The following is a 20374-nucleotide window of genomic DNA, read 5'->3' on the forward strand; positions in this document are numbered from 1 at the left end:
TTATTCAGTTTTCATTAAAGCCATAGCCCACTAGTCTGGCCTCACTGATTAACAACAACGAGAGTGCCCCGCCATGAGTGCGATCAGCAGCCTGACCCACGCCATCTCCGTCGACCCGTTCAGCGGCGAGCAGATTGGCGCCTACCCGTTCGACACCGACGCCGCACTGGAAGCGGCGCTGCAACGTGCCAAGGCTGGCTATAGCCAGTGGCGCCAGGTGTCGCTGGGTCAGCGCAGCGAGTACCTGCTCGCCCTGGCCAGCACCCTCGAAGCCAAGGCCGAAGCCTTCGCGCAGATGATCAGCCGCGAAATCGGCAAGCCGATCGCCCAGGCCCGTGGTGAAGTCGCCAAGTGCGTCGGCCTGTGCCGCTGGTATGCCGAGCACGGTCCGGCCATGCTCGCCGCCGAGCCGACCCAGGTCGAGAAAGCCCGCATCGAGTACCGCCCGCTGGGCCCGATCCTCGCCGTGATGCCGTGGAACTTCCCGGTCTGGCAGGTGCTGCGCGGCGCCGTGCCGGCGATCCTGGCGGGCAACACCTATGTACTGAAGCACGCACCGAACGTGATGGGCAGCGCTTACCTGCTGGGTGAGCTGTTCAAGGACGCCGGCCTGCCTGAAGGCGTGTTCGAAGTGCTGAACGTCACCCCGGACGGCGTCACCCGCGCCATCAACGACGTGCGCATCGCCGCCGTGACCCTGACCGGGAGCGTGCGTGCCGGCATGGCCATCGGTGCCCAGGCGGGTGCGGCGCTGAAGAAGTGCGTGCTGGAGCTGGGGGGTTCCGACCCGTTCATCGTGTTGGCTGACGCCGATATCGATGCCGCCGTGCAGGCCGCCGTGATCGGTCGCTACCAGAACACCGGCCAGGTCTGCGCCGCTGCCAAGCGCCTGATCATCGAACAAGGCGTCGTTGAGGCATTCACGCGCAAGTTCGTCGAAGCCACGCGCAAGCTGAAACTCGGCAACCCGCTGGAAGACGACACCTACATCGGCCCGATGGCCCGCTACGACCTGCGCGACGAGCTGGATGGCCAGGTCCAGGCGACGCTGGCCGAAGGTGCCACCCTGCTGCTGGGCGGCAACAAGGTCGAAGGCGTGGGCAACTTCTACGCACCGACCGTGTTCGCCAACGTCACCCCGGACATGACTGCGTTCAAGCAGGAGCTGTTCGGGCCGGTGGCGGCGATCATCACTGCCCGTGACGCCGAGCATGCCGTGGAGCTGGCCAACGACAGCGAGTTCGGCCTGGCGTCGACCATCTACACCGCCGACTATGCGCTGGCCGAGCGCATGACCGCCGCACTGGACACCGGCGGCGTGTTCATCAACGGCTACTGCGCTTCCGACCCCCGCGTGGCGTTTGGTGGCGTGAAGAAGAGCGGTTTCGGGCGTGAGCTGTCGCACTTTGGTGTGCGCGAGTTCACCAATGCCCAGACCGTGTGGCTGGATCGCAACTGATACCAGGCATTGGGGCCGCTGTGCGGCCCCAGCACTGTCAACCCCGGACCTGGTCCTTGACCCAGTCCAGCATCCCCCCCGGCACGATCAGCTCATGCCGCGCCCGCGAACAGGCGGTATACAGCCCCGCCAACATCCGCGCCCGCTCGTTGCGATTGCCCGCTGTGGCAGGCGCCACCATCAGCTCCGGCGACACCATCACCCGGGCGAACTCCATGTTCTTCACATCTCGCACCCGCCCGAGGAACAGCTTTGGCGCCTTGTCCCAGCGGTAACGGCTCTTGGCCTTGGCAAAATGCTCGGAGGTATAGCCTTTGCGCAGCATGCCGGCCACGGCAACAAAGGCCTTGTCGTCGCCCTTGTCCTGCTCCAGCGCCTGCCAGCTGGGGTAACGGAACAACATCGGGTGACGCGCCCGGGTGCCGTGGCGATACAGCTCGATGCAATCCTCGACGAACAGCTCGAAGTCCTTGCGCGCGCTTTGCAGCAACACGAAGGGCACCCCTTGGTGGGTCAGGCGCTGGAACCAGCCAAACAGGCCCCACTCGTCATCGACGATCAAGGCGGTTGGCTGCTCGGGCACCGTCACGGTGTCGAAGAAACTTACCCGCGTGTAATGCTCGGCGCTGCCACTGAAGGCGGCCTGGATCGCCGCCGGGTGCGCCTGGATCAGCGGGTTGAGCACGCCGTCCATGGCCGGGCCGGCGCGCAGCGAATGGTCGATGTAGCGCTGGCGGATGAAGTTGCCATGGTGCGGGCTGAGGCCATTGAGGTTCTGCAACTCGTCACCCAGGGCAATCACCGACTGCGGGCTGCGATCGAGCACCGAGAGCATCGGCGCGGACAATTCATGAGCTTCGTCGACGATGACATGGCTGTAGCGGCTGTCGATCACCTCGGCAGTCAGTGACAGCAGCTTGACCCGGTGGTAGTCACGCACCGGCAGCTGGATTTCGCGGGCTGACGGGCGGATCAGCTCCTGCCAGTACAGGCGGGCCTTTTCCAGCAGCACTTCCTGGTCCAACGGCGAGGTACCCGGCCCGGCCCAAGGCAAGTGATGCAGCTGCAACTGGCTGTCGCCGCTGCGGCAGAAGCTGCGCACGGCCTTGACGCACAGGGCCACCACATCGCACGCAGCGAGCGGGCCGATGTCGGGGATGTTCAGCCAGCGCACCACCTGCGCCTCCTGCGGGCGCCAGGACAGTTTGGTGCGATACGGGTCGCGCAGGCGCCAGCCGTTGCTGGTGAGGTCACGGTTGAGGATTTCGTCGGCCAGCTGGCCGAAGGTCAGCGCAGTGTAGGCCTGGGCATCCTTCACCCGTGCCTGCAATGCCCGCAGCTGGCCTTCGGTAAGGGCCAGCAACAGCGTGCGCTGGGGGTCGAGCAGGCGGGCGAACTGGTGGATCAGGAAGGTCTTGCCGGTGCCGGCAAAACCCTGCACGGCAACCGATTCGTCGACGCCGCAAAGAAACTCGCGCAGCAGGCGGTTCTGTTGGTCACTGAGCATCAGGTCAGTGGCCAGTGACGGCAGGTAGACCGGGTGCAGCGGGGTCACGCGCTGGCGGTAGCTGTCGGCGAACTGGAAATTCCACTGGCCTTCGGCGTCCTGGAACTCGTCGGCCTGGTACTCGGTTTCGGCCGACACCAGGGCGACGCCATTCTCACCCAGCATGCCCAGCCCCATGGCGAACGCCTCGCGGTCGAAATGCTGCGCTACCTGCCCCTGGAAGCGGCCCGGGGCTGCGCCTTCGACTTCATTGGCGATGCGCACGATCTCGGCGAAGCGGCGCTCCTGCGCGTCCGCCGAGGCGCTGGCCGGTTGGCGTGGCAGGTTCTGCACGAACAACACGGCGGCCGCCTCCAGCAGGCTGGCGGTCGGAAAGAAGTCGGTGGCGGTGGGCGCGCTGGCCAGGCGGTCGGCCTGGTCGCTGGGCAAAGGCAGGTAGAACATCGGGACCTCGGGTGGTAACTGCTGCGCACGATAGCAATTTTCCAATGGCAATGCTGGGTTGTCTGCACTGGCCGCTTCGCGGGCTTGCCGGCGAAGAGGCCGGAACCAGCAGCAATAAATTCAGCCCCTGCCCCGCTTGAGGGTCTCACTCGGAAACTCCTTGAACAATTGCCGGTAACTCTCTGAAAACCTTCCCAAATGCCAGAACGACCAGCGCATGGCTACCTCGGCCACGGTCACCTCACCGCCGCGCAACAGGTCCCGTCGCGCACCGTTGAGCCGACGCAAGCGCAGCCAGTGTGCCGGCGGCATCCCGGTGAAGGCCTTGAACGCCTGCTGCAGCTGGCGCAGCGACACACCGGCCACCTCGGCCAGCTCGACCAGATTGAGGGTTTCTTCCGGGCAATCTGCCGCCCATTCGCTGACCCGCTGCATGATCGCCCGCTCCTCACCGCGCCGCCCCAGCGCCCCGCCCTGCAAGCGCTGGCAGGCATTGTCGAGGATGAACAGGCAGTCTTCGAGCAACTGCTCGGCCAATGCCTGCCCTTGCAACGGGCAGTCGGCCTGGCCAAGGCGGGTCAAGGTGGCGCTCAGCCAACTGCCGAACAGCGCGTTCTGCCCGCTGCCCAGCGGCACCATGAACAACCCTTCGAGCCGTTGCGGGTCCAGGCCATGGCGGGCGAGAAAGGCCTGGTCGAACACTACGGCCACTTCCTGGTAGTTCTCCGGGGTGATCCAGATGTTGCGGCTCTGCTCGTTGAGCAGGTACAGGCTGTTTTCGCTCTGGTCGAAACAGAACGCCAGCGAACCGCTCGGCGCGCGGAAGAACTGCTCGACGCGGGTGTTGAGCCGTTCCTCGTAGACCTCCACGCCATCAAGCCCCAGGCAGCGCAACTGGCCGCTGAAATGCCCCGGCGACATCTGCCGGTACTGCTGCTGCCAACCGGGGGTGGCGCGCACCTGTTCGGAGACATCCGTGGTGTGGAAAGCCTGAACCTGCAAGGCATTGGGCGTTGTCACGCGTTGTCCTAGTTGCACTCTTTTGGTGCATTGATCGCTGAAGAAAGTGGATAGATGGCTTTGCGGGCCTGCGCTCAAGATAGTCTCCAGCGCGCCACCTGGGAAGCCACCGGCACCTGCCGCGCACACAAAAACCCAACCAAGAGGTCTGTATGAACGCCCCCTTCGATCAGCTGTCCACCTGGCTGAAAGAACACCGCATCACCGAAGTCGAATGCGTGATCAGCGACCTGACCGGCATCGCCCGCGGCAAGATCGCACCGACCGCCAAATTCCTTCACGAGCGCGGCATGCGCCTGCCAGAAAGCGTGCTGCTGCAGACCGTCACCGGCGATTACGTCGATGACGAGATCTACTACAGCCTGCTCGATGCAGCCGACATCGACATGGTCTGCCGCCCCGACCCGACAGCCGTCTACCAGATTCCATGGGCCATCGAACCGACCGCCATCGTCATCCACGACACCTTCGACAAACAGGGCAACCCGATCGAGCTGTCGCCACGCAACGTGCTGAAGAAGGTGCTCAAGCTGTATGCCGACAAGGGCTGGCAGCCGATCGTCGCGCCAGAGATGGAGTTCTACCTGACCCAGCGTTGCGAAGACCCGGACTTGCCCCTGCAAGTGCCGCTGGGCCGCTCGGGCCGCGCCGAAAGCGGACGCCAGTCGTTCTCGATCGACGCCGCCAACGAATTCGACCCGCTGTTCGAAGACGTGTACGACTGGTGCGAGCTGCAGGGCCTGGACCTGGACACGCTGATCCACGAGGACGGCCCGGCGCAGATGGAGATCAACTTCCGTCATGGCGACGCGCTGGACCTGGCCGACCAGATCACCGTGTTCAAGCGCACCATGCGTGAAGCCGCGCTCAAGCACAACGTCACCGCCACCTTCATGGCCAAGCCGATCACCGACGAGCCGGGCAGCGCCATGCACCTGCACCAGAGCGTGGTCGACATTGCCACCGGCAAACCGGTGTTCGCCAATGACGATGGCAGCATGAGCGAACTGTTCCTGCACCACATTGGCGGCCTGCAGAAGTACATCCCCAAACTGCTGCCGATGTTCGCGCCGAACGTCAACTCGTTCCGCCGCTTCCTGCCGGACACCTCGGCACCGGTCAACGTCGAATGGGGCGAGGAAAACCGCACCGCCGGCCTGCGCGTGCCGACCTCCAGCCCCGATGCCATGCGGGTGGAGAACCGCCTGCCGGGTGCCGACGCCAACCCTTACCTGGCGATTGCCGCCAGCCTGCTGTGCGGTTACCTGGGCATGATCGAGAAGATCGAGCCGAGCGCGCCGGTCCAGGGCCGTGCCTATGAACGGCGCAACCTGCGGCTGCCGATCACCATCGAGGATGCCCTGCAGCACATGGAAGATTGCCAGACCGTGCAGCGCTACCTGGGCAAGCAGTTCGTTCAGGGCTACGTGGCGGTCAAGCGCGCCGAGCATGAAAACTTCAAGCGCGTCATCAGTTCCTGGGAGCGCGAGTTCCTGCTGCTGAGCGTGTGATTCTTCGGGGGGCGCCAAGCGCCCCCTTGCACCGAATTCAAAGAACAAGACCAACGAGGTGTCGACATGCGTCATCTGCAAGCCCTGATCCCCGCCACATTCGCCCTGCTGTTCGGCGCCGCCGCACAGGCCACGCCCAGCGTCAGCGTGTACAACTGGACCGACTACATCGGTGACACGACCCTGGCCGACTTCCAGGCCAGCAGCGGAATCAAGGTCGTCTATGACGTGTTCGACTCCAACGAAACCCTGGAAGGCAAGCTGCTCGCTGGCCGCACCGGCTACGACGTGGTGGTGCCTTCCAACCACTTCCTGGCCCGCCAGGCCCAGGCCGGTGCATTCCTGCCGCTGGACCGCAGCAAGCTGCCGAACTGGCAGCACCTGGACCCGAAGCTGCTCAAGCAGCTTGAACAGAATGACCCCGGCAACCAATACGCAGTGCCGTACCTGTGGGGCACCAACGGCATCGGCTATAACGTCGAGAAGGTCAAGGCCGCGCTGGGCGTCGACCATATCGACTCCTGGGCCACCCTGTTCGAGCCGCAGAACCTGAAGAAGCTCAAGCAATGCGGGGTGGCCTTCATGGACTCCCCCGACGAGCTGTTCCCGGCGATGCTCAACTACCTGGGCATGGACCCACGCAGCGAAAAACCGGGCGACTATGCCAAGGCCGAAGCGCGCCTGCTCGAACTGCGCCCGTACATCACTTACTTCCACTCCTCCAAGTACGTCTCGGACCTGGCCAATGGTGATATCTGCGTGGCCTTCGGCTATTCCGGCGACGTGTTCCAGGCGGCCAACCGGGCCGTGGAAGCGAAGAACGGCGTCAAGATCGCCTACAGCATTCCCAAGGAAGGCAGCAACCTGTGGTTCGACCTGCTGGCGATCCCCAAGGATGCCCAGAACCCTGAGCAGGCCCTGGCGTTCATCAACTACCTGCTCGACCCGAAAGTGATCGCCAAGGTCAGCGCCACGGTCGGCTATGCCAACGCCAACCCGGATGCCCAGGCCTACATGGACAAGTCGCTAGTCGACAACCCCGAGATCTACCCACCCCAGGCGGTGCTGGACAAGCTGTACATCTCCAGCACCCCGAGCCCGAAGATCATGCGCGTCATGACCCGCTCCTGGAGCAAGATCAAGTCCAACCGTTGAACCGAGAACGCGCCATGCCTTTCGATACCCAACATACCGCGTCGTACTACGCCGCCACGGCGCGCAACGCGACGCCCTACCCCTGCCTTGAGGGTGAACTGACAGCTGACGTGTGCGTGGTCGGCGGTGGCCTGACCGGGGTCAACACCGCGCTGGAACTGGCCGAGCGCGGGCTTTCTGTAGTGCTGCTGGAGGGCCGGCGCATCGGCTGGGGCGCCAGCGGGCGCAACGGCGGCCAGCTGATCCGCGGCATCGGCCATGATGTCAGCGGCTTTGCCCGCTACGTCGGCCAGGACGGCGTGCGCTACCTGCAGCAGGCCGGCATCGACTCGGTGGCCCTGGTGGCTCGCCGCATCGAGCAATACGCGATTGCCTGTGACCTGCGCTGGGGCTTCTGCGAACTGGCCAATACCCCGGCACAGTTCGCTGCCTTCAAGGCTGAACAGGACGACCTGGCCAGCCTTGGCTACCGCCACGAAACCCGCCTGGTCGGGCCCGAGGGCATACATGAGATCGTCGCCAGCGACCAGTATGCCGGCGGCCTGGTGGACATGGGCTCAGGCCATCTGCACCCGCTCGACCTGGTGCAGGGTGAAGCGCGTGTGGCCCACGGCCTAGGTGTGCGCATCTTCGAGCAGAGCCCGGTGCTGCGCATCGAGCATGGCCCCACGGTGACCCTGCACACGGCACGGGGCAAGGTACGGGCCCAGAGCCTGGTGCTGGGTTGCAATGCCCACCTCGACGAACTGGAGCCACGCCTGAGCGGTAAAGTGCTGCCGGCCGGCAGCTACGTGGTGGCCACCGAGCCGCTGCCCGAAGCAGTGGCCAGCAGGCTGATCCCGCAGAACATGGCCATGTGTGACCAGAAGGTCGGCCTGGACTACTACCGCCTCACTGCCGACCGCCGCCTGCTGTTTGGCGGTGCCTGCCATTATTCAGGGCGTGACCCCAAGGATATCGCGGCCTATATGCGGCCGAAGGTGCTCAAGGTGTTCCCGCAACTGGCCGATGTGCGCATCGACTACCAGTGGGGCGGCATGATCGGCATCACCGCCAACCGTTTCCCGCAAGTGGGGCGGTTGAGCCAGCACCCTAACGTCTTCTATGCCCAGGGCTATTCCGGGCATGGGCTGAACGTGACCCACTGGACGGCGAAGTTGCTGGCCGAAGGCATCGCGCTGGGGCAGAGCCAGGGGCTGGATGTGTTCAGCGCGGTGCCACACCTGACGTTCCCCGGCGGCAAGGCGCTGCGCTCGCCGCTGCTGGCGCTGGGGATGTTGTGGTACCGGTTGCGGGAGGCCCTGGGTTAAGTGCGAGTCAGGCCGAGCTTGTCGCGGGAATGACCTTCTCGCGACGGCTCAACTTTACAAGCAGCCTTATGAAAGCATGGTAAACACCTGATTTATATACGTTTACTCTGACAGATACGAAATCAAATAAATTACCTAAAGAATTGCCTGCAACCCTTTGATTGCAATGACATTTAGTAACTTCAGCGCAGGGCCTGCCGGACGTGTCTCGCCCTGCTCCCATTTACGCACCGTTGATGCGCTGGTATGCAGATGCAGTGCGAACACCGGCTGGCTGAAATTCAGTGCCTCACGAAGCTGGCGAATATCCAGCGCACTGAAATCCCGCACCGGAGCGGGACAGAGCATTTCGAAATCCCGAAGGGTAACCTTGCCAACAGCCCCGGCCTCATGAAGAACGGCCAGATCCTCTCGCAACGATTCAACAATTTTGCTGCTCACAGCAAACCTCCATCAATACACCTGATTGCAATGCCCGCCTGAGCGCTACAGGACAAAGCTCCAGGAAAACCCTACCAGCGAAGCGCAACGCTTTTTGTTCTTCCGGCGTGATGTTGGCCTTGTCGCTCTTGGCAAACCCGTGCAGAAACACATAGCGATTGCCGATACGAGCAGACAGCAGTGTCCGGTAACCACCGCGCTTGCCGGTACCGTGCCCTGCAACACGCTTCTTGAACAACTCACCGCCGAGGCTGGCATCAACCAGCCCTCTGCGCATTTCATTCACCGCCTGGCACAACATCGCATCTGATAGTTTCTGCCCGGCTTGCCAGCGCGCAAAATCCTTGCGCTTGAGAACTTCCATGAGCGGCCTCCAAACCATACCCGTTACGGGCATAGTTTTTCAACGGTCGCCACGATTGCATAGACGGCGCATTCCGGCCAAATCGTAGGAAAAGTCAACGCCACAACTCGTTTTGAAGCGACTTTTCGCCGGCCCACTGGCCAACTGCCAAGCACCTGCTAGCGTTGTTCTGGCCGACCTTTCATGGATGCAAGACCATTATGAAATCATTGCCTCGCGTTACCCTGTTGTGCGCCGCTTTGCTCGCTGTGGCCGCCTGCTCCAGCAACCGCGTGGACCCCAAGGACTATTCCGGCTTCCTCAAGGACTACAGCCGCCTGCAGGAAGTGAAAAGCCCATCCGGTGCACCGGTGATGCGCTGGATCGACCCCAAGGTCAATGTCAACCAGTACACGCAGGTGTTCATCGAGCCGAGCCAGTTCTACCCCAAGCCGCAAGCGACGGCGGTCATTTCCCAGCAGACACTGAGTGAAATCACTCGCTACTTCAACGAGGCCCTTCGCCGTGAGATGGGCAGCGTACTGACCCTGGCCAAGGCGCCCGGCCCAGGCACCATCGTGGTCCGCCCGGCAATCACTGCGGTTTCTACCAGCAATGAAAGCCTCAAGCCTTACGAATTCATCCCGATCGCGCTGATTTCGGCGGGCGTCAACACCGCCATGGGCGGCCGCGACCAGGAAGTGGATGTCGGTGTCGAAGCAGCCTTCCTCGATGGCGGCAACCAGAAGGTACTGGCCCAGGTGGTGCGCAAGGGCACCGGCAAAGAACTGGAAAACGACAAGACCAAGCTGACCCTGAACGACGTCAAGCCCGTGCTCGACGGCTGGGCCAAGGACATGCGCGCCAGCTTCATCAGCCTCAAGAACAAGAGCAAGTAACCCTTAGCCGCTCCGCTCGTCGGAGACAGTTCAAAAACGCCATCACTGCCTGGCAGCCCTGCTTTACTCAAGCGGGCTGCCAGGCAGGCGGCACCGCAGACCAGGGACTGGTTGCACAAGCTGGCTGACAACAGCCACTCGCTCCGGGCAAGCAACATCGCCGCCCGGCTCCCTCTTCTCCCCGCCTTTTCCGCCCGCCTTTGCAGCCGTGTTCCGGTATTTCATTCATCGAATGCAATGGAGGCAATCATGTCTGATTCACTGCTCGCACCTTCGGCAGGCCTGTTCCCGGTGTCCTACCAGATCGGCAACAACGCCGCTGGCGCCCCGCGCCTGCAACTGGACCTGCTGGTCTACACCCCGGACCGCAGCCTTAACGGCGCAGCCCAGATCACCCAGGCCATCAACCCACCGCTGGACCTGCACCTGGACGTCTGGGGCAGCTACACCTACCTCACCGTCCAGCCGCCCAGCGAAGGCAGGATCCTGATCACCGCCCAGGGCAACCAGGGTGGCCCGCATGCCAACTCACCGGTGCAGTTCAAGTTCAGGGCGCTGCTCGACCCGAGCTGGCAGCGCGGCGTGGCCGATTACGAGTACTTCAATGGCCAGCGCTGGGTCAGCGTGGACAACGTCCCGGTCACACTGGAAGGCCAGCGCATCCAGCAACTGGCCAATGTCGACCTGCACAGCGAGCTGCACAACGCCACCCTTGAGGCCGCCATCGCCAACGGCGATCTCGCGCACCTCAAGCAGTTGGCCACCGGCGGCCTCGACCAGGCCCTCGCAGCGACCAAGTCCCCGGCCACCAAGGCCGCCAAAAAAGCCTGAGCAGGCAAGGAGAAACACCATGGCAATCGGACTGTTCCATGTTCGCCTGAACGTCAGCAACGGTTTGCTCGGCGCTCCGACCTTGACCCTCGACCTGTTGGTCAACACCGTGACCAAGAAGGTCTCCGGCAAGGCCCGGGCCAGCCAGGCCACCTACCCGTCGCAGCCATTCCAGGCCAACGTGTGGGGTGACTACAGCGAGCTGCAGTTCGCGCCAGCCGGCGCGCCGTCGATCGTTTTGAGCCTGGACGGCAGCCCCAGCGGGCCGCTCAGCCAGATCGCGCAGACCTTCCACCTGCACGGCCTGCTGGAAAGCGGCTGGAGCAACGGCTCGGCCAGCTACCGTTACTTCAGTAACGGCCACTGGGTCGATCAGCATGGGCGAGTGCGCAAGGCGCCGGATGTGACCCATCAGGGCCGTCCGCAATTGGCCCAGCGGCTGAAGGCGGCCGTCAGCCAACTGGAAAGCGTGTAACCCGCAAGCAGCGTTCGCCGGCAAGGCCACTTGCCGGCGAAACGCCGATCAACACTCGACGAACGCTACCGCCAGGCCACCACGCGAGGTTTCCTTGTAGTTGGCATGCATGTCGGCGCCGGTGTCGCGCATGGTGCGGATCACCCGGTCGAGCGAGATGAAATGCTCGCCGTCACCCCGCAGCGCCATCTGCACGGCATTGATCGCCTTCACCGCGGCAATCGCATTGCGCTCGATGCAAGGCACCTGGACCAGCCCGCCGACCGGGTCGCAGGTCAACCCGAGGTTATGCTCCAGGGCGATCTCGGCGGCGTTTTCAAGTTGCGGTGGTGTGGCGCCCAGCACTTCGGCCAGGCCGGCAGCGGCCATCGAGCAGGCCGAGCCGACCTCGCCCTGGCAGCCGACTTCAGCCCCGGAGATCGATGCATTCTTCTTGCACAGGATGCCGACCGCAGCAGCAGCCAGCAGAAACGCCACCACATCGTCGTCACAGGCGCTCGGGTTGAACTTCATGTAGTAGTGCAACACAGCCGGGATAATGCCGGCGGCGCCGTTGGTAGGCGCGGTGACCATCCGCCCGCCGGCGGCATTCTCTTCGTTGACCGCCAAGGCAAACAGGTTGACCCACTCCATGGCGCTCAAGGTCGAACCGATCACGTTGGGCTGCCCGGCCTCCTGCAGGCTGCGGTGCAGCCGCGCGGCACGTCGCCTGACGTTGAGCCCACCCGGCAGGATGCCTTCGTTGCGCAAGCCGTTGTCGACGCAATCGCGCATCGCCGCCCAGATCCGCAACAGGCCTTCACGCACCTCGGCTTCCGGGCGCCAGGCGCACTCGTTGGCCATCATCAGTTGAGCCACGCTCAGCTGGTTGGCCTTGCACAGGGCCAGCAGTTCGGCGCCGCTGGAAAATTCGTACGGCAGGTGAACGGCATTGGCTTCGGCTTGCGGTGCGTCAAGCTCGCTCTGCTCGACGATGAAGCCACCACCGATGGAATAGTAGGTCTGCTGGAACAGGCTGCCCTGCCCGCCCATGGCCTCCAGGGCCATGGCATTGGGGTGATACGGCAGGCTCTCGTCCAATAGCAGCATGTCGCGGGCATACTGGAACACCAGCGGGTGGCTGCCGTCGAGCATCAGGCACTGCTCCTGCAGCAGTTGGTTGATGCGCGGCTCGATGGTGGCCGGGTCGATGCGATCCGGCCACTGCCCCATCAGGCCGAGCAGGCAGGCGCGATCAGTGGCATGGCCTACCCCGGTGGCTGAAAGCGAGCCATACAGCCGCACTTCGATGCGCTGCACCTGCGCCAGCAGGCCTCGCTCGCGCAACGCCTGGGCAAAGCTCGCCGCCGCCCGCATCGGGCCTACGGTGTGGGAGCTGGATGGGCCGATGCCAATCTTGAAAAGGTCGAAAACACTGATAGCCATGCTAATGCCTGACCGTGTCGGCGCTGAACGCCGCCGCACGGTTGTCTGAGAAAATTGAGCGGTATTGCCAATTTGCGCGATACTGCCGCGCTCACTGCCAGATGACCAACGAAACTTCCTAAGCAAGGCTTTAGTAGTACTAAACAATGCGACGACAACTCAATGGCCAGATGTTCGTCTGGCTGCATGTCTTCTCCTGCGCGGCGCGGCACCTGTCGTTCACCCGCTGCGCCGAAGAACTGCACATCACCCCTGGTGCGGTCAGCCAGCAGATGCGCCAGCTCGAAGAACGCCTGGGCTACAAACTGTTCCTGCGCCGGGCGCGCGGCGTGGAGCTGAGTGCCGAAGGCCAGCGCCTGGCGCAGACGGTGACCGAGGCCTATGGCAGCATCGAGGCTGAACTGTTGCGCCTGGATGCCGGGGAAATCCGCGGCACCCTGCGCCTGCGGTCGATCCCGTCGTTTCTGGCCAAGTGGCTCACCCCTCGATTGCCGCGCTTCCAGCAGCGCTACCCGGACATCGAGCTGCGCCTGGTCGCCGAAGACAGCGCCCAGGCCCTGCACCCCGGCGACTTCGACCTGGCCATCGACCTCAACGACGGCAGTTACCCCGGCATGCTGTCGACCCCCTTGCTGGACGAGCAGATCTTCCCGGTCTGTTCACCCGCGCTGCTGCGTGGCCGCCCACCGCTGCATGGCCCGGCAGACCTGGCGCATTACCCGCTGCTGCACGACATCACCGCCTGGCGCGGCAGCTCGGAATACGCGGAGTGGGAGTTCTACCTGGAGGGCATCGGCGCCAGCGGGCTGGACGTGCGCCGAGGGCATACCTTCAACCGCAACCACCTGACCATCGAAGCGGCGATCGCCGGCATCGGCGTGGCCATTGCGCGGCGTACGCTGCTCAATGACGAGCTTGAGCGCGGCGCCTTGATCGTGCCGTTCGGCCACCCCATCGCCAACCACAAGCGCTACATGGTGCACTACCCGCCGGGCGGGTTGAACCAGCCCGGCGCCCGTGCAGTGCATGACTGGCTGGTGGAGGAAGCGCAAGGTTTCCGCACCTTGCACCCGATGGCGCTGCCTGCCTGATCACTCGGCGGCAATGTGCTTGATGTCGAAGTTGAACGACGGCACATAGCCGGTACCGAGCAGATGCGGGCACTCCGAGCTCTTGTAGTCATCGCTGAGCAAGTCCTGGGTGCTGTCATAGCCTGGCATCGATATCCCAGCCATGTTCAGCAGCGTGTGCGGCAGCGAGGCGATGCTGACCTGCTGGTCCTCCCTGGCCTTGAGCTTCTCCAATTTGCCCGACTGCTCCGGCGAGAGGTTGCCGCTGGACCAGACAAACGCCGAGGTCGACAGGTCGTATTCATTACCCATGCCATGGCCCAGCAGTGCCCGGCTGTCATCCAGCAGGTTCTCGCCATGGTCTGACGAGTAGACCAGCAGCGCTTTCTTCTGGCTGGCCGTCAGTTGCTGCATGATCGAGGACAGCAGCCAGTCGGTATACAGCACCGAGTTGTCGTAATCGGCCGTGATCCGGTCTTTCTGGCTGTCGCTGGCAGGCTTGAACTGGGCAAAGTCACTTGGGAAACGCCGGGCGTATTCGAAGTGGCTGCCCTTGATATGGATGAATATCGCCTGCCGCTGCCCATTGGCCTTGCCCAGCACGTTCTGCAACGCCGGTATCAGCGCACCGTCATAGCTGCGCTCCAGGTACTGGCGGTATTGAGCTTCTGCGGCGATCTGCGGAATGATCCCGCCAAAGCTGTCAACCTCCTGCGAGGACAGCCAGTACGTGTCGTAACCGGCCGCACGGAAGATCCCTACCAACGACTTGTTCGAAGCGATCAGATCCCAGTCGCGGATGGGTTCCAGGCTCAGCAGCGAAGGCACGGCAACCGAGGTGTAGGGCGCGGTGGTGCACATGCGGTTGAACTTGAACAGCCCCGGCTGCTGATCGAGGTGGGGCGTGGTCCTGTTGTGGTAGCCGTACAACGACCAGTTGTGCGGGCGCGAAGATTCACCAATGACGAACACCAATGTCTCGATGTCGGCCTGGTCAGAGATGCTGGTGATCTTCACCTCCGACTCCAGGCGCTGCTTGATGTACCCCTTGGACTCCACATACAAGGTCGCCGTCAGGCCGATCTGCGACAGGTAGCCTACCGGCGTGCTCTGGTCTTTCGCCACCAGGTCGAGCACTGCACCTTTACCCAGTGAGTTGGCCTTGACGGTCTTGTAAAAATAAGCGCCATAGCCCAGCAGCAATCCCCCCAGCGCCAGCACATGGATGGCCTTGTTGCGGTACAGGCGACGCCCATGCAGCCCGGCCAGCCCCACCCCGTAGCAGAGTGCGAACAGGGCCAGTGTGCCGGCGATAGAACGCCAGTAGGTGGCCAGAAAGTCGGTCGCTTCCTTGTAGTTGGTCAAGGCAATGAACAGATACGCCGCCGTCAGCCGCGAACCGAAGTTCAGCACGACGAACAGGTCGATGCTCGCCAGCAGATAGAAGGGCAACAGCAGCAGATGCACCTTGAACTGATTGGCGGATACGAAGCGGATTGCCAGCAGCCACAAGAATGATATGGCAAAGGTGTACAAAACCAGCAAGTCGACTTTCGCGCATTGGCAATCCGCCAACAGCCTGGCGAACAGCGGCGACAACAAAAATGCCCAAAGTAATAGCGAGGGCCACTCGGCTTTCAACAGCCCGACGGCACCCGCCCTTCTCGCTGGCAAGTTGCTCATGCCCCCTCCCCTTTACGCCGCCTTTCATGCAGGCATCAATAAGCCTGCTTGCCGGTGAAGGCATTGACCGTTCGCACCAGGATCACGAAGTCGAGCCACAACGACCAGTTGTTGATGTACTCGATGTCCGAATTGACCCGCTGGATCATCTGCTCGATGTCCTTGGTTTCACCCCGATACCCGCGCACCTGCGCCAGGCCGGTCATGCCAGGCTTGATGTTGTGGCGGGCGAAGTAATCGACGATGTCCGGTGAATACAAGTTGTCGTGCTGCAAGGCATGGGGCCGCGGGCCGACCAGCGACATGTCGCCGGTCAGCACGTTGAACAGTTGCGGCAGCTCATCGAGGCTGGTGCGCCGGATGAATGCCCCGACCCGGGTCAGCCGCGGGTCATTGCGCTGCGCCTGTTCGACCACACCGTTTTCCGGCTGATGCACATGCATGCTGCGGAACTTCCAGATACGGAACGATTCCCCGGTCCAGCCCGTGCGGTCCTGACGGAAGAACACCGGCCCAGGGCTGTCCAACTTGATGATCACCGCGACCGCCAGCAACACCGGCGAGGCGCACAACAGGATGAGCGCGGCCAGCACGCGGTCCTCAAGGTTTTTCAGGAACAGGCTGGTCCCGGTCAGTGGCGTTTCCGACAGGGTCAGCACCGGAATCCCGGCAATTTCGCGCACGCTGTGATTGATCAGCCGCAGCGAGAAGATGTCCGGTACCCAATTGACCGCGATGCACTTGTCGAGCAACTTGAGGTAGACATCCTGAATGACCGCAGACCCCCCAAGGGGCGTAACCAGGTAGACCGTGCGGATGCCATGCTGGGCGATGATCTCGTCGAGGTCGGCAATGCTGCCCAACACCGGCAGGCGCGACTTTGCATCTTGCGTCTCGCGGGCCTGATCTTCTTCCTGGTCGACCCAGATGCAGCCCATCACCCGCTCACCGAACCACGGGTTGTTGCTGATCTTCTGATACAGGAAGTTGGCCAGGTCGCCATTGCCGATGATCAGCGCGTTATCCAGCCGCGCATGGGCAGTGAAGCGCTTCTGCAATTCGCGCATGGCCACGTGCAGGAACAACTGGACGATATAGCCAATGACAAACAGTTGCACGACCAGCAGCCGTGAATAGGTTTCGCTCTGTTTGGTCAGGAACGCGATCACCACCAGGAAACAGAACGTCGCCGACCAGGCCTTGAACAGCCTGAAGGCCTTTACCGAGAGCCCCACATTGCTGCGGTAGATGGCGTAGTGGTCATAAATGACTGCCAGCGCACCGATCAGCAGCAGCAGCATGATCACGTAGTCTGAGGTGATGTAGCCGAACTGGTCGTAGATCAGGTACCACGCCACACTGGTGACGGCAATCCCATCAAGGCCCGCTTGAACAGCGTTGCTGACGCTACTTCTTCGCTGGAGCAACGACCGACTGCTTCTGGGTTCGAAAACCATCGTAAGGCCTCACTGATCTGTGCGTGGCAATTGCCTGACCATCACAACGTAGCGATGGAAACTCACCTCAGGTACCTGAAAAACCTTTGAAAATTTGCAGCTCGGCGCGTAGCGTCGATTGATATCACTGTAGCAGCACCCGGCGTTTGCTGCGGGGCAGATCAAGCGCGCCGACAGGCAGCATCAAGCTTCACGACTACCCCCGATGCACAGGCGCTCTGGCATACAGCAGCGCACGCAAGAGGAACAACGGATTGCCAACCACATAACGTGTAAACAGGCGCTTGGGCTCCTTGAGCAAGCGGAAAACCCACTCACCGTTCAGCCGCCGCACCCAGTGGGGTGCCCGCGTTACCTTGCCTCCCAGAAAGTCGACAATGGCGCCGCCACACACGATCAGGCAGGGGCTGTCGAGCGCCGCCAGCCGAACGGCCACCTGTTCCTGCTTGGGCATCCCCATGCCCAGCACGATCAGCGCGGGCTGTTGTGCCTGGGCCAGGCCAAGGTACGTGTCGACCTCGGCAAAACCATCGTGCCGTGACACCACGTGCACGCCATACTGCGCTTGGCAACGTTGCGCGGCCTCGGCCAGGAACGGCTCGCGCGTCCCCCAGAATGCCACGCGCCTGCCCTCGAAGGCCGCCAGCAGCTTGGGGATGAAGTCCGTGCCATTCATGTTGAGCCCGGGGGCCAGCCCCAGGCGCCGCAGCAATATCGCCATGCCGGCACCGTCGCGCAGCAGCACGTCAGCGGCCGCCAGTGCCTGGCCGTAATCAGCCTTGGCGGCGACCAGGTTCAAGGCATGGGCGTTGACGAAACCCAGCACGGTAGCCCGCTGCGGTGAACACAGCGAGGCGAGCAGGCGTTGCTCGTCCGTTGCGTCCTGGACCAGGCGCAGCTTGCCCATGACCGTCTTCCAGCGTTGCAACCAGGCCCACTCTCGCATCAGCTGTCATCCCGTTTCGAACGCACCCAGTCCACCTGGCGCTTGAGCAGGAACCCCAGGTACAGCGGGATTTTCCTCGCGGCATAGAACGGCGCGTACATCAGTACCGAAAACGGGATCAGCTCCCGTGCAAAGCGCGCCCACGCCAGCACGACGGCGGCGCCCAGCAGGCCCAGGGCCAGCGTGGCAAGCAGCGCTGGCATCAGCACGCCGAATACTCCAAACGCTAGCCAGGTGACCACAAAAAGCACCATCAGCAGCAAGGACAGCAAGGCCAGCGGCGGCACCAGCAGGTCCATGGCCATGCCCAGCAGCGGCCAGTTACGCCGCAACAACGCGCGCCCAAGCAGCGCGGGCCCCTCGGCCAGCACCACCCCCAGGTGGCCATGTTCCCAGCGCTTGCGCTGAATGCTCAGGCCTTCCTGGCTGGTGGGGAAGTGACTGTTGACCACAGCGTCCGGGCAGAACAGCGGCGGTTTGCCCAGCGCGGCGCACTCCAGGCCCAGCTTCAGGTCTTCGACCAGGTGCCCGGTTGCCAGGTTGACGGCCGACACGTCTTGCCAGGCAAAGGCCATGCCCGCCCCCATCAACTGGCAGGGCAAACCCGCCCGTGCCCAGCCACGCGGGCGAACCAGGTTCTTCACCCGCCAGGCAAACGCCGCTACCTGCACCTTCAGCCCTGCACCGGCAGGTGCATGCATCAGATACAGCGCTTGCGCGGGCCGGGCGTTGTCGACACAACAGCGCGCCAAGTGCTCAATCGCACCCGCGCCGACCTGGCAGTCTGCGTCGATGATGATCAGCACCTCGGGGGGCGACTGGCGCAGGTGCTGCACGCCGAAGTCCAGTGCGTAGCCCTTGCCCCGACGCTGGTGATCCTGGCGCTCGACCACTTGTGCACCCGCCGCACGGGCCAGGCTCGCGGTCTGGTCGGTGCAGTTGTCGGCGACCACCAGCAACTGGTCGCCCCCACGCAATTGCGGCCTGATGCTGGCAAGTGTGGAGGCGATCAGCGATGCCTCGTTGTGCGCGGGCACCAGCACCGCCACCCGCGCACGAGCACCTTGCCGGGCGACCCGCACAGGCGCAGGCAGGCAGGCGAGCACCACCTGGGTGAACAGCACCAGGGTCGGCAACAGGACCAGCAGCACCGCCAGGCCCAGCACCCCGCTCAACAGGGTCAGCATGTCGCCACCTTGAAATGGCTGACCAGCCTGGCGGCTTCAGTATCGATGTCATGGCGCTTGAGCACGCGCTGGTAAGCAGCCTCGCCCATGTGTTGCAGAACCTCCACCGGTTGCTGCAGGCAGTCGAGCATGGCCTCGGTCAACGCCTCGACGCAGCCAGCCGGGAACAACCAGCCGTTCTCACCCTGGCGGACCAGTTCGGGAATGCCTGCCACGTAGGTGGTAAGCACCGGCCGACGCAGCGCCATGGCCTCCATGATGACCACCGGCAAACCCTCGGCAAAGCTGGGCAGCACCAAGGCACGCGCGGCGAGGATTTCCTCCCGCACCTGCGCACTGCTGATCCAGCCGGTGATGCGCACCTGCGCCTGCAAGCCATGCCGGGCGATCAGTGCCTCGATCGGGCCACGCAACTCACCATCGCCGGCCAGTACCAGCTCGAAGTCCACGCCCCGGCTCGCCAACGCGCGTGCCGCCTCGATCAGCAGCAACTGGCCTTTCTGCTCGCACAAGCGCCCCACGCAAACCAGCCGGGGCGCAGCGGGCGGCGCAAGCAAAGCCCCCTCGTGGAAACTGCGCTCCAGGCCACAATGCACGACCTTGACCTTGCCCCAGTGCTCATGCGCCACCCAGCGATACAACTGGCTGCGACCGAAGGAGCTGACGGCAGCCACGAACGCAGCCCGGCGCACCTTCTCGCCCAGGTGCAGGAGCTGCGCCTTGTCGAACTCTTCCGGCCCATGCACGGTGAAGCTGTAGGCCGGCCCGCCGAGGGCATTGGCCAGCATCACCACCTCGGTCGAGTTGGTGCCAAAATGCGCGTGCACATGTTCCGCTGCGGATGCCTGCAACCATTGCACCACCCGGCACGCTTCGGCCAGGTAGACCAGGTGGTAAGGCCATGGGCGATCAGCGCGCCAGCCCAGGCGAAGCGCCAGGCGCAGTGCGCCAAGAAACCGCTTCGGTTGTGCCCGCGCAACCTCGCACAACGGCTTGAGCAAGCCCCTCAACCCCTCCTGCAGCACGTAACGGGTCTTGTCCCGTTCAGCCAGGTCTTCGGCGTCGTGCAGGTCGGCATCCCAGCCACGCAAGGCGATGCGTTGAACCTCGATGCCCTGGCGCTCCAGCGCCAGTATTTCGCGGCGAATGAAACTGTGACTGACCTTGGGATACTGATTGATGAAATAAGCAATACGCATAGTGCCCCGAAT

The 20374-nt window shown here is 63.4% G+C and carries 18 protein-coding genes; 8 read left to right on the top strand and 10 right to left on the bottom strand.

The features are described from left to right. Nucleotides 1-73: 73 nt before the first annotated feature. The gene (locus F6X59_RS05410; protein WP_152955121.1) at nucleotides 74-1459 is read left to right on the top strand and encodes an aldehyde dehydrogenase family protein; all 1386 of its coding nucleotides are present in this window, start codon (nucleotides 74-76) and stop codon (nucleotides 1457-1459) included. Nucleotides 1460-1496: 37 nt separating this feature from the next. Here F6X59_RS05410 and F6X59_RS05415 read toward each other — a convergent pair whose 3' ends face one another. Together F6X59_RS05415 and F6X59_RS05420 are read right to left on the bottom strand one after the other, a co-directional pair. Continuing rightward, nucleotides 1497-3410, bottom strand: coding sequence for an AAA family ATPase (locus F6X59_RS05415; protein WP_152955122.1), 1914 nt, complete (start codon nucleotides 3408-3410; stop codon nucleotides 1497-1499). Nucleotides 3411-3530: 120 nt separating this feature from the next. Then, complete coding sequence (locus F6X59_RS05420; RefSeq protein ID WP_346652736.1) at nucleotides 3531-4430, bottom strand: helix-turn-helix domain-containing protein; 900 nt, start codon at nucleotides 4428-4430, stop codon at nucleotides 3531-3533. Between the two features lie 152 nt (nucleotides 4431-4582). Between F6X59_RS05420 and F6X59_RS05425 the strand changes: the two genes are divergently transcribed. The 3 genes from F6X59_RS05425 to F6X59_RS05435 all read left to right on the top strand — a co-directional run bounded on the left by F6X59_RS05425 (nucleotide 4583) and on the right by F6X59_RS05435 (nucleotide 8406). Beyond that, complete coding sequence (locus tag F6X59_RS05425; RefSeq protein ID WP_152955123.1) at nucleotides 4583-5941, top strand: glutamine synthetase family protein; 1359 nt, start codon at nucleotides 4583-4585, stop codon at nucleotides 5939-5941. Nucleotides 5942-6007: 66 nt separating this feature from the next. After that, nucleotides 6008-7096, top strand: a complete 1089-nt coding sequence (locus F6X59_RS05430) for a polyamine ABC transporter substrate-binding protein (RefSeq protein WP_152955124.1) — start codon at nucleotides 6008-6010, stop codon at nucleotides 7094-7096. A 14-nt stretch (nucleotides 7097-7110) separates the two neighbouring features. After that, on the top strand, nucleotides 7111-8406 hold the full coding sequence (locus F6X59_RS05435; protein WP_152955126.1) for an FAD-binding oxidoreductase: 1296 nt from the start codon (nucleotides 7111-7113) through the stop codon (nucleotides 8404-8406). Nucleotides 8407-8541: 135 nt separating this feature from the next. On the opposite strand, the gene F6X59_RS05440 is transcribed toward F6X59_RS05435, so the two are convergent. Together F6X59_RS05440 and F6X59_RS05445 are read right to left on the bottom strand one after the other, a co-directional pair. After that, nucleotides 8542-8847 carry a DNA-binding transcriptional regulator gene (locus F6X59_RS05440; RefSeq protein WP_159410229.1) on the bottom strand — a complete coding sequence of 102 codons (306 nt, stop codon included), beginning with the start codon at nucleotides 8845-8847 and terminating at the stop codon, nucleotides 8542-8544. Next, nucleotides 8828-9211, bottom strand: coding sequence for a type II toxin-antitoxin system RelE/ParE family toxin (locus F6X59_RS05445; protein WP_152955128.1), 384 nt, complete (start codon nucleotides 9209-9211; stop codon nucleotides 8828-8830). Before F6X59_RS05445 ends, F6X59_RS05440 begins: the two co-directional genes overlap by 20 nt. A 200-nt stretch (nucleotides 9212-9411) precedes the next feature. Between F6X59_RS05445 and F6X59_RS05450 the strand changes: the two genes are divergently transcribed. The 3 genes from F6X59_RS05450 (at nucleotide 9412) to F6X59_RS05460 (ending at nucleotide 11395) form a co-directional block, all read left to right on the top strand. Next, complete coding sequence (locus tag F6X59_RS05450) at nucleotides 9412-10089, top strand: DUF3313 domain-containing protein (RefSeq protein WP_152955130.1); 678 nt, start codon at nucleotides 9412-9414, stop codon at nucleotides 10087-10089. Nucleotides 10090-10338: 249 nt separating this feature from the next. Beyond that, a complete protein-coding gene (locus F6X59_RS05455; RefSeq protein ID WP_152955132.1) occupies nucleotides 10339-10920 on the top strand; it encodes a DUF1842 domain-containing protein in 582 nt (193 codons plus the stop codon). Between the two features lie 19 nt (nucleotides 10921-10939). Further along, entirely contained in the window at nucleotides 10940-11395 is a 456-nt protein-coding gene (locus F6X59_RS05460; RefSeq protein WP_152955134.1) for a DUF1842 domain-containing protein, read from the top strand. A gap of 48 nt (nucleotides 11396-11443) precedes the next feature. Here the strand turns inward: F6X59_RS05460 and F6X59_RS05465 are convergent, their stop codons facing one another. Then, nucleotides 11444-12820 (bottom strand): L-serine ammonia-lyase, encoded by a 1377-nt coding sequence (locus tag F6X59_RS05465; protein ID WP_152955136.1) that lies wholly within the window; start codon nucleotides 12818-12820, stop codon nucleotides 11444-11446. Nucleotides 12821-12966: 146 nt separating this feature from the next. Here F6X59_RS05465 and F6X59_RS05470 point away from each other — a divergent pair, with 146 nt between their 5' ends. Next, a complete protein-coding gene (locus tag F6X59_RS05470; protein WP_152955138.1) occupies nucleotides 12967-13911 on the top strand; it encodes a LysR substrate-binding domain-containing protein in 945 nt (314 codons plus the stop codon). Here F6X59_RS05470 and F6X59_RS05475 read toward each other — a convergent pair whose 3' ends face one another. The 5 genes from F6X59_RS05475 to F6X59_RS05495 form a co-directional block, all read right to left on the bottom strand. Beyond that, nucleotides 13912-15357: a phosphoethanolamine transferase gene (locus F6X59_RS05475; protein WP_372240309.1), complete on the bottom strand. Its 1446-nt coding sequence runs from the start codon at nucleotides 15355-15357 to the stop codon at nucleotides 13912-13914. Nucleotides 15358-15608: 251 nt separating this feature from the next. Next, nucleotides 15609-17030, bottom strand: a complete 1422-nt coding sequence (locus F6X59_RS05480; protein ID WP_152955142.1) for an undecaprenyl-phosphate glucose phosphotransferase — start codon at nucleotides 17028-17030, stop codon at nucleotides 15609-15611. Nucleotides 17031-17226: 196 nt separating this feature from the next. Beyond that, entirely contained in the window at nucleotides 17227-17976 is a 750-nt protein-coding gene (locus F6X59_RS05485; RefSeq protein WP_152955145.1) for a WecB/TagA/CpsF family glycosyltransferase, read from the bottom strand. Then, nucleotides 17976-19163 carry a glycosyltransferase family 2 protein gene (locus tag F6X59_RS05490; RefSeq protein ID WP_152955147.1) on the bottom strand — a complete coding sequence of 396 codons (1188 nt, stop codon included), beginning with the start codon at nucleotides 19161-19163 and terminating at the stop codon, nucleotides 17976-17978. Before F6X59_RS05490 ends, F6X59_RS05485 begins: the two co-directional genes overlap by 1 nt. Next, the gene (locus tag F6X59_RS05495) at nucleotides 19157-20362 is read right to left on the bottom strand and encodes a glycosyltransferase family 4 protein (protein WP_152955149.1); all 1206 of its coding nucleotides are present in this window, start codon (nucleotides 20360-20362) and stop codon (nucleotides 19157-19159) included. Before F6X59_RS05495 ends, F6X59_RS05490 begins: the two co-directional genes overlap by 7 nt. Nucleotides 20363-20374 lie beyond the last annotated feature (12 nt).

Origin of the sequence: Pseudomonas sp. MN1F, assembly GCF_009391885.1 — a bacterium.
In the GTDB taxonomy this organism is placed as follows: Bacteria; Pseudomonadota; Gammaproteobacteria; order Pseudomonadales; family Pseudomonadaceae; genus Aquipseudomonas.

Coding starts and splice junctions, on each gene's coding strand:
- F6X59_RS05410 (WP_152955121.1), top strand. CDS start 74: ATGAGTGCGATCAGCAGCCTGACCCACGCCATCTCCGTCGACCCGTTC.
- F6X59_RS05415 (WP_152955122.1), bottom strand. CDS start 3,410: ATGTTCTACCTGCCTTTGCCCAGCGACCAGGCCGACCGCCTGGCCAGC.
- F6X59_RS05425 (WP_152955123.1), top strand. CDS start 4,583: ATGAACGCCCCCTTCGATCAGCTGTCCACCTGGCTGAAAGAACACCGC.
- F6X59_RS05430 (WP_152955124.1), top strand. CDS start 6,008: ATGCGTCATCTGCAAGCCCTGATCCCCGCCACATTCGCCCTGCTGTTC.
- F6X59_RS05435 (WP_152955126.1), top strand. CDS start 7,111: ATGCCTTTCGATACCCAACATACCGCGTCGTACTACGCCGCCACGGCG.
- F6X59_RS05445 (WP_152955128.1), bottom strand. CDS start 9,211: ATGGAAGTTCTCAAGCGCAAGGATTTTGCGCGCTGGCAAGCCGGGCAG.
- F6X59_RS05450 (WP_152955130.1), top strand. CDS start 9,412: ATGAAATCATTGCCTCGCGTTACCCTGTTGTGCGCCGCTTTGCTCGCT.
- F6X59_RS05455 (WP_152955132.1), top strand. CDS start 10,339: ATGTCTGATTCACTGCTCGCACCTTCGGCAGGCCTGTTCCCGGTGTCC.
- F6X59_RS05460 (WP_152955134.1), top strand. CDS start 10,940: ATGGCAATCGGACTGTTCCATGTTCGCCTGAACGTCAGCAACGGTTTG.
- F6X59_RS05465 (WP_152955136.1), bottom strand. CDS start 12,820: ATGGCTATCAGTGTTTTCGACCTTTTCAAGATTGGCATCGGCCCATCC.
- F6X59_RS05470 (WP_152955138.1), top strand. CDS start 12,967: ATGCGACGACAACTCAATGGCCAGATGTTCGTCTGGCTGCATGTCTTC.
- F6X59_RS05480 (WP_152955142.1), bottom strand. CDS start 17,030: ATGGTTTTCGAACCCAGAAGCAGTCGGTCGTTGCTCCAGCGAAGAAGT.
- F6X59_RS05485 (WP_152955145.1), bottom strand. CDS start 17,976: ATGCGAGAGTGGGCCTGGTTGCAACGCTGGAAGACGGTCATGGGCAAG.
- F6X59_RS05490 (WP_152955147.1), bottom strand. CDS start 19,163: ATGCTGACCCTGTTGAGCGGGGTGCTGGGCCTGGCGGTGCTGCTGGTC.
- F6X59_RS05495 (WP_152955149.1), bottom strand. CDS start 20,362: ATGCGTATTGCTTATTTCATCAATCAGTATCCCAAGGTCAGTCACAGT.